General features: G+C 69.2%; 7 protein-coding genes. 3 read left to right on the top strand and 4 right to left on the bottom strand.

Annotation, left to right across the window (positions count from 1 at the left end; translation table 11 throughout):
• Nucleotides 1-91: 91 nt before the first annotated feature.
• Together ACWCP0_RS08175 and ACWCP0_RS08170 are read right to left on the bottom strand one after the other, a co-directional pair.
• Complete coding sequence (locus tag ACWCP0_RS08175; RefSeq protein WP_451078037.1) at nucleotides 92-586, bottom strand: hypothetical protein; 495 nt, start codon at nucleotides 584-586, stop codon at nucleotides 92-94.
• Nucleotides 587-1,198: 612 nt separating this feature from the next.
• Nucleotides 1,199-1,945: an ATP-binding cassette domain-containing protein gene (locus tag ACWCP0_RS08170; RefSeq protein ID WP_451078036.1), complete on the bottom strand. Its 747-nt coding sequence runs from the start codon at nucleotides 1,943-1,945 to the stop codon at nucleotides 1,199-1,201.
• Between the two features lie 239 nt (nucleotides 1,946-2,184).
• On the opposite strand from ACWCP0_RS08170, the gene ACWCP0_RS08165 reads away from it, so the two are divergent.
• On the top strand, nucleotides 2,185-2,316 hold the full coding sequence (locus ACWCP0_RS08165) for a hypothetical protein (RefSeq protein ID WP_451078035.1): 132 nt from the start codon (nucleotides 2,185-2,187) through the stop codon (nucleotides 2,314-2,316).
• A gap of 423 nt (nucleotides 2,317-2,739) precedes the next feature.
• Here ACWCP0_RS08165 and ACWCP0_RS08160 read toward each other — a convergent pair whose 3' ends face one another.
• Nucleotides 2,740-3,045, bottom strand: a complete 306-nt coding sequence (locus tag ACWCP0_RS08160) for a hypothetical protein (RefSeq protein ID WP_451078034.1) — start codon at nucleotides 3,043-3,045, stop codon at nucleotides 2,740-2,742.
• A gap of 52 nt (nucleotides 3,046-3,097) precedes the next feature.
• Here ACWCP0_RS08160 and ACWCP0_RS08155 point away from each other — a divergent pair, with 52 nt between their 5' ends.
• On the top strand, nucleotides 3,098-3,541 hold the full coding sequence (locus ACWCP0_RS08155) for a helix-turn-helix transcriptional regulator (protein WP_451078033.1): 444 nt from the start codon (nucleotides 3,098-3,100) through the stop codon (nucleotides 3,539-3,541).
• Nucleotides 3,542-3,551: 10 nt separating this feature from the next.
• Entirely contained in the window at nucleotides 3,552-3,962 is a 411-nt protein-coding gene (locus tag ACWCP0_RS08150; RefSeq protein WP_451078032.1) for a VOC family protein, read from the top strand.
• Nucleotides 3,963-4,051: 89 nt separating this feature from the next.
• On the opposite strand, the gene ACWCP0_RS08145 is transcribed toward ACWCP0_RS08150, so the two are convergent.
• The gene (locus ACWCP0_RS08145; protein WP_451078031.1) at nucleotides 4,052-4,546 is read right to left on the bottom strand and encodes a hypothetical protein; all 495 of its coding nucleotides are present in this window, start codon (nucleotides 4,544-4,546) and stop codon (nucleotides 4,052-4,054) included.
• Between the last annotated feature and the right edge of the window lie 326 nt (nucleotides 4,547-4,872).

Raw genomic sequence — 4,872 nt, 5'->3', positions numbered from 1 at the left:
CGAGCAGAAGCCGTCCGTGACGGCATCCTGCCCGCTACACTCCCACCGCTCGACGCTTCCCCAGGTCAAGCCACGAAGTACTGCTGGAGTACTAGCGGCGAGGGAGCGCGAGAGGGAGCGCGAGAGCGAACACCAGCATGGTGATCAGCCACGCGCTCACGCTGTCGGCCGGGTAGAGGGCGATGGCCCACCAGGTGTGGCCGACAAATCCGTCGGGGTTGTAGGCGCGGCCTGCGACGAGGTTGAGGATGAGGACCATGAGGCCCGCTACGGTCGCGGCTGCTTCGTTGACCAGCCGCCGAACGAGAAGGGCAACGGCCAGAAGCAGGACTGTGTTGCGGGCGATGTCCATTCCGACCAGCAGCCCGGCCAGGTGGGCAAGGCCCGCAGTGACCGCGACGGTTCCCCGGTCGAGAGTGCCGATGGGCAGCACGGCTGTGGTCTCCGCCCGGCCGAGGCTGCGGTCCAGGCAGTACATGACGGCGATGACAACCAGAACGGGGGTGAAGATGGCGAGCTGGGCGCCTCCCATGCCGCTGGTGATGCTCGGGACGGGCACCTCGCTCTCGCCTACGAGGAGACACACTGCGCGAGCGCGAGAGCGGCGGTGACGCCCCATGGGGCGAAGTAGACGACCGGTGAGCGTACGTCGGTGACGCTGGAGAGCCCGTCAAGGAAACCTCCCAGGTGCCTGACCCACGGGTTGGCTGTCGCATGGGGCCAGGACAGCCATGCCCAGCAGCCGATGGTGCGGCGATGGACTTGGGCATGACGAGACCGAGGCACCAGCCGATGACGAGCCAGCCGCAGGACAGCACGATCAGGTGGGCGACAGCGAGCCACCCGGCGCCCTGGGGCAGCGTCCCTACAGCGTCGTACGCCATGGCGGTAGCGCCGATGACGAGTACGAGGAGGAAGATCAGGACGGGTGTGGTGGCACGTAGGAGTTGTCGTATCGCGCTGCGGTGGGCAGTGGCGCGCAGGGCTCCCAGCATGTGGTGACGTCCCGATTCCCAGGCGGCTGCTCCGGCTGTTGCCGGGACGATGACTGCCACTGCGTAGGCGGCGAGCTCGCCGGATTCGACTCCGTAGCGGGAGGCCACCGGGGAGGCGGCGTCGCCGATGTAGAGGGAGGCGTAGACGAGGACGGGGATCATCAGCCAAAGTGCGGCTGATGCGCGGAGGTTGGCCCACGTGATCATTCGGCCGCCTCCAGGAGAGAGGCGTAGGCGCTCTCCAGACGTCGGGCGGGGGCGAAGGTCGGTTCGGCGTGTTGGGCGAATTCCATCACGGTGCCTCGGAAGCGTGCCTTGCCGGATTCGAGGACCACGACTTCGTCGAAGGATTCGTCGAGGTCGGCGATGTCGTGGGTGGAGACGATGACGTGGACGTTCCCGCGCAGGGAGACCAACAGGTCGAGGAATCGGCGTCGCTGGTGCGGGTCGAGGCCTGCGGTGGGTTCGTCGAGGAGGAGGAGTTCCGCGTCGTGGACGAGGGCCTGCGCGATGGCGATGCGCTGCTGCTGACCGCCGGACAGTGTCTTGATCTTGTCGTTGAGTCTGTCGCTGAGGCCGACTCGTTCGATTGCCGAGGGTGCGGCGTGCCAGGCGTCGCGTTCACGCATGCCCTTGAGCCAGCCGACGTAGGCGACGTGTTCGCGGCAGGTGAGTCCGGGCATGAAGCCGGGTCGCTGGGGCAGCCAGGAGACCCGTTCACGGTAGGCGCGGCGGTGCTTGCGGGTGGCGGAGTCGAAGTCTCCGTAGCGGATGGTGCCCGACCGGGGTGTCTGGGCGCCGGCGCCGAGGGAGAGAAGCGTGCTCTTCCCTGCGCCGTTGGGGCCGAGGAGGACGGTGTGGCCGGGAGAGAACGTCAGAGTGAGGTGGTCCAGTACGGGGCGGGCGCGTGAGGTGTATCGGAAGGTGCAGGACTGATAGTGCAGGGGCATGTGGGTCGTACCTTGTCGGTGGGGGCAGGGAAGACCTTCTAGTGCGTGACTGGTAAGTGACCTTCAGCGACTTCACCCAGGTGTGGACGTTCACGACGCCGTAGTTGATGGCGAAGTAGTACTCGCCCTCGCCGTGGTCGGACCAATCGCCGGAGGAGGTCGCCGAGCTGCTCGCGAAGCAGTTGGTGGACGCTGCGCTCACGTACTGCGGGTCGGGTCCGGTGACGTCCTTGCGGAGCGTGACATTGACAACTCTGTCGCTGCCGGTGTCGGAGCAGCCGGTGAACTGGATGTTGGTCGAGCCGCCCGTGTCGTACCAGCGGCGGGACTCGAAGCCCGGACGGGCGCTCGACAGGGAGCTGGCCCAGTAGTCGGCCTGCGCCGCGGAGGCGAAAAGACCCCGAGGACGGCGGCGGCGCCGAGGGCGGCCGCACCTGTGCGGCGAGCGGGCTCGTGCAGAGTGTGGAGACGCGCAGAACGCACGTGTTGTCCCCTTGAGTTGAGGTGAATGAGACAGTCGGGAATCTAAGCGGATAATTCGACAACGATCAAGGGATTTGCTACCCGCCGGTAGGCATTGTGTGCTCGTCAACCGGCATATATCGAACGGGAGTTGATGCTTCCGGGTCGCCGCCGTGCTTGGCGGTGCGCTGACGTGCAGCGCGTACGCGCGGGGTACGGAGCCGGTGATCGTGATCTCGACGGTCACGTCCACGGAGTCGTCGCGGTGGATGCAGGAGACGACGCGGGCGGCACCGCCCCCGCCGTACGGCCCGGTCGGCGGCCGTGGAGCCTCAGGCGGTGAGCATGAGGGAGTGACGGCGGTGCCGGCCGGCACGGGACTGCGCAGGAATCTCGGAGCGGTCCTCGTCCCGGTCATCGGCTGCATGCTCGTCGCCAGGCGCAACCACCGCGCCAACCGGCGCATGGATGCTGCCGAACAGCAGCGCCATGTCCTTGTCCTCGACGAGCTTGTCGAAGCTGACAGGAACGGGAGCCGATGCGCGATCTGCCTCCGCCGACGCTACGACGAGGTGGGGGACGACTTCACGGTCACCCGGCCAGACACCGACGTCATCGACGTCGACGATGACGTGCAAGAAGGCGAGGTGACGCCGCCGGGCGATCCCGGCTCGACGTACGATTTCCCATGTGACCAGCAGACCCGCCCCGGCACAGCGCCTGCGCGACCTCGCGCGGCTGCGCCGGGTTCGCGACCGGATCGACCGGGAGTACGCGCAGCCGCTGGACGTCGAGGCGCTCGCGCGCGGCGTGAACATGTCGGCCGGGCACCTCAGCCGAGAGTTCCGGGCCGCGTACGGCGAGTCGCCGTACAGCTACCTGATGACGCGGCGCATCGAGCGCGCGATGACGTTGCTGCGCCGTGGCGACCTCAGCGTCACCGAGGTCTGTTTCGCGGTCGGCTGCTCGTCGCTGGGCACCTTCAGCACGCGCTTCACGGAACTGGTCGGTATGCCGCCCAGCACCTACCGGCGCGACGCGGCGCGCGCGACGGCCGGGATGCCGTCGTGCGTGGCGAAACAGGTGACCAGACCGATCAGGAATCGAGAAGCGCCACCACTGAGCCCCAGCTAGCGTGACCAGCATGGACATCACCATTCACGCGAGCTTCCTCCCGCATGACGACCCGGACGCAGCCCTGGTCTTCTATCGCGACACCCTCGGCTTCGAGGTCCGCAACGACGTCGGATACGAGGGGATGCGCTGGATCACGGTCGGCCCCGCCGACCAGCCCGGCACGTCCATCGTCCTGCATCCGCCGGCCGCCGACCCCGGCGTGACCGACGACGAGCGTCGCACCATCGTCGAGATGATGGCCAAGGGCACCTACGGCGGTATCCTCCTGGCCACCACCGACCTCGACGGCACCTTCGAACGGCTGCAGGCCAACGACGCCGAGGTCGTCCAGGAGCCGACCGAGCAGCCCTACGGCGTGCGCGACTGCGCCTTCCGCGATCCCGCGGGCAACATGATCCGCATCCAGGAGCTGCGCTGAGGCGTCCGGCGATCACGCCATGACCTGCACGGACGGCACAGTGGAGGAGCCCGGGCACGACGTCGGTGACGGCCTCCTGGTGGCCACGGTCACCGACCCCGGTCACCCCATGCCTCCTTCAAGGCGTGCCTCGCCTCGCCGGTGTGCTGGGGCTCGCGGACCAACCGGTACGACTCGCCGGCGAGCCGGAGCCGGTCCTCGTCGTCCACGTGGCAACCGAGGCGTTCCGGAAGACCGCGCAGATACGCGACGGCGGGGCCGGTGAAGCGGACCCTGCCGTTGCCGAGGTGGGTGATGCCTTCGGGCTCGGCGAGCGCGGCGAGCCAGGCGGCGTGGGCCCGGTGCACCTCGGCGGTGTACGTGGCGTCGGAGCCGGCTCCCTGTTCCAGGGCGAACAGGACGTCCCCGTAGCGGGCGTGATCGAGGACGGCGCGTACGGCCTCCTCGACGTTCAACAGGCGGGCGTCCACCTGGTCGTTGGCGAAGACGCGGCCGGGGCGGGCCCGGGCGTACGCGTGCTGTCGGCGCTGCGCATGCGCGCCCTGTACGGCAGCGAACGCCAGGCGGAGGCGCTGGACGTCCATCAGGCCATGTGCGAGCGCCTGCGCCGCGCCTACCTGGCGACGGGCCGCATCCGCGAGGCGCGCGCAGTTCCAGTCCGTGCTCGACGTGGGCGCGCGTGCGCCCCGTGCCGACCGTGCGCCGGCGTCGGAGGGGCGCAGGAACCGCGAAGCCCGGTAGAGGGCTCGGCCCTCTCGAGCTCGCGCCGGAGGCGGACGGTGTCGAGAGGGCCGGGGTCGACGACGTCCGGGGGGGGCGCCCGGGGGGGCCCCCGCCCGCGGGGTTGGACGAGGGGGGACCCGCGGGGGGGTGGAAACCAAGAGGAGGAGGGGCGGGGGGGGGGGGGAAG

The organism is Streptomyces sp. NPDC001970, assembly GCF_053594115.1.
This window is presented reverse-complemented; position numbering and strand designations above follow the sequence as displayed.

Coding starts and splice junctions, on each gene's coding strand:
- ACWCP0_RS08170 (WP_451078036.1), bottom strand. CDS start 1,945: ATGCCCCTGCACTATCAGTCCTGCACCTTCCGATACACCTCACGCGCC.
- ACWCP0_RS08145 (WP_451078031.1), bottom strand. CDS start 4,546: ATGGACGTCCAGCGCCTCCGCCTGGCGTTCGCTGCCGTACAGGGCGCG.
- ACWCP0_RS08150 (WP_451078032.1), top strand. CDS start 3,552: ATGGACATCACCATTCACGCGAGCTTCCTCCCGCATGACGACCCGGAC.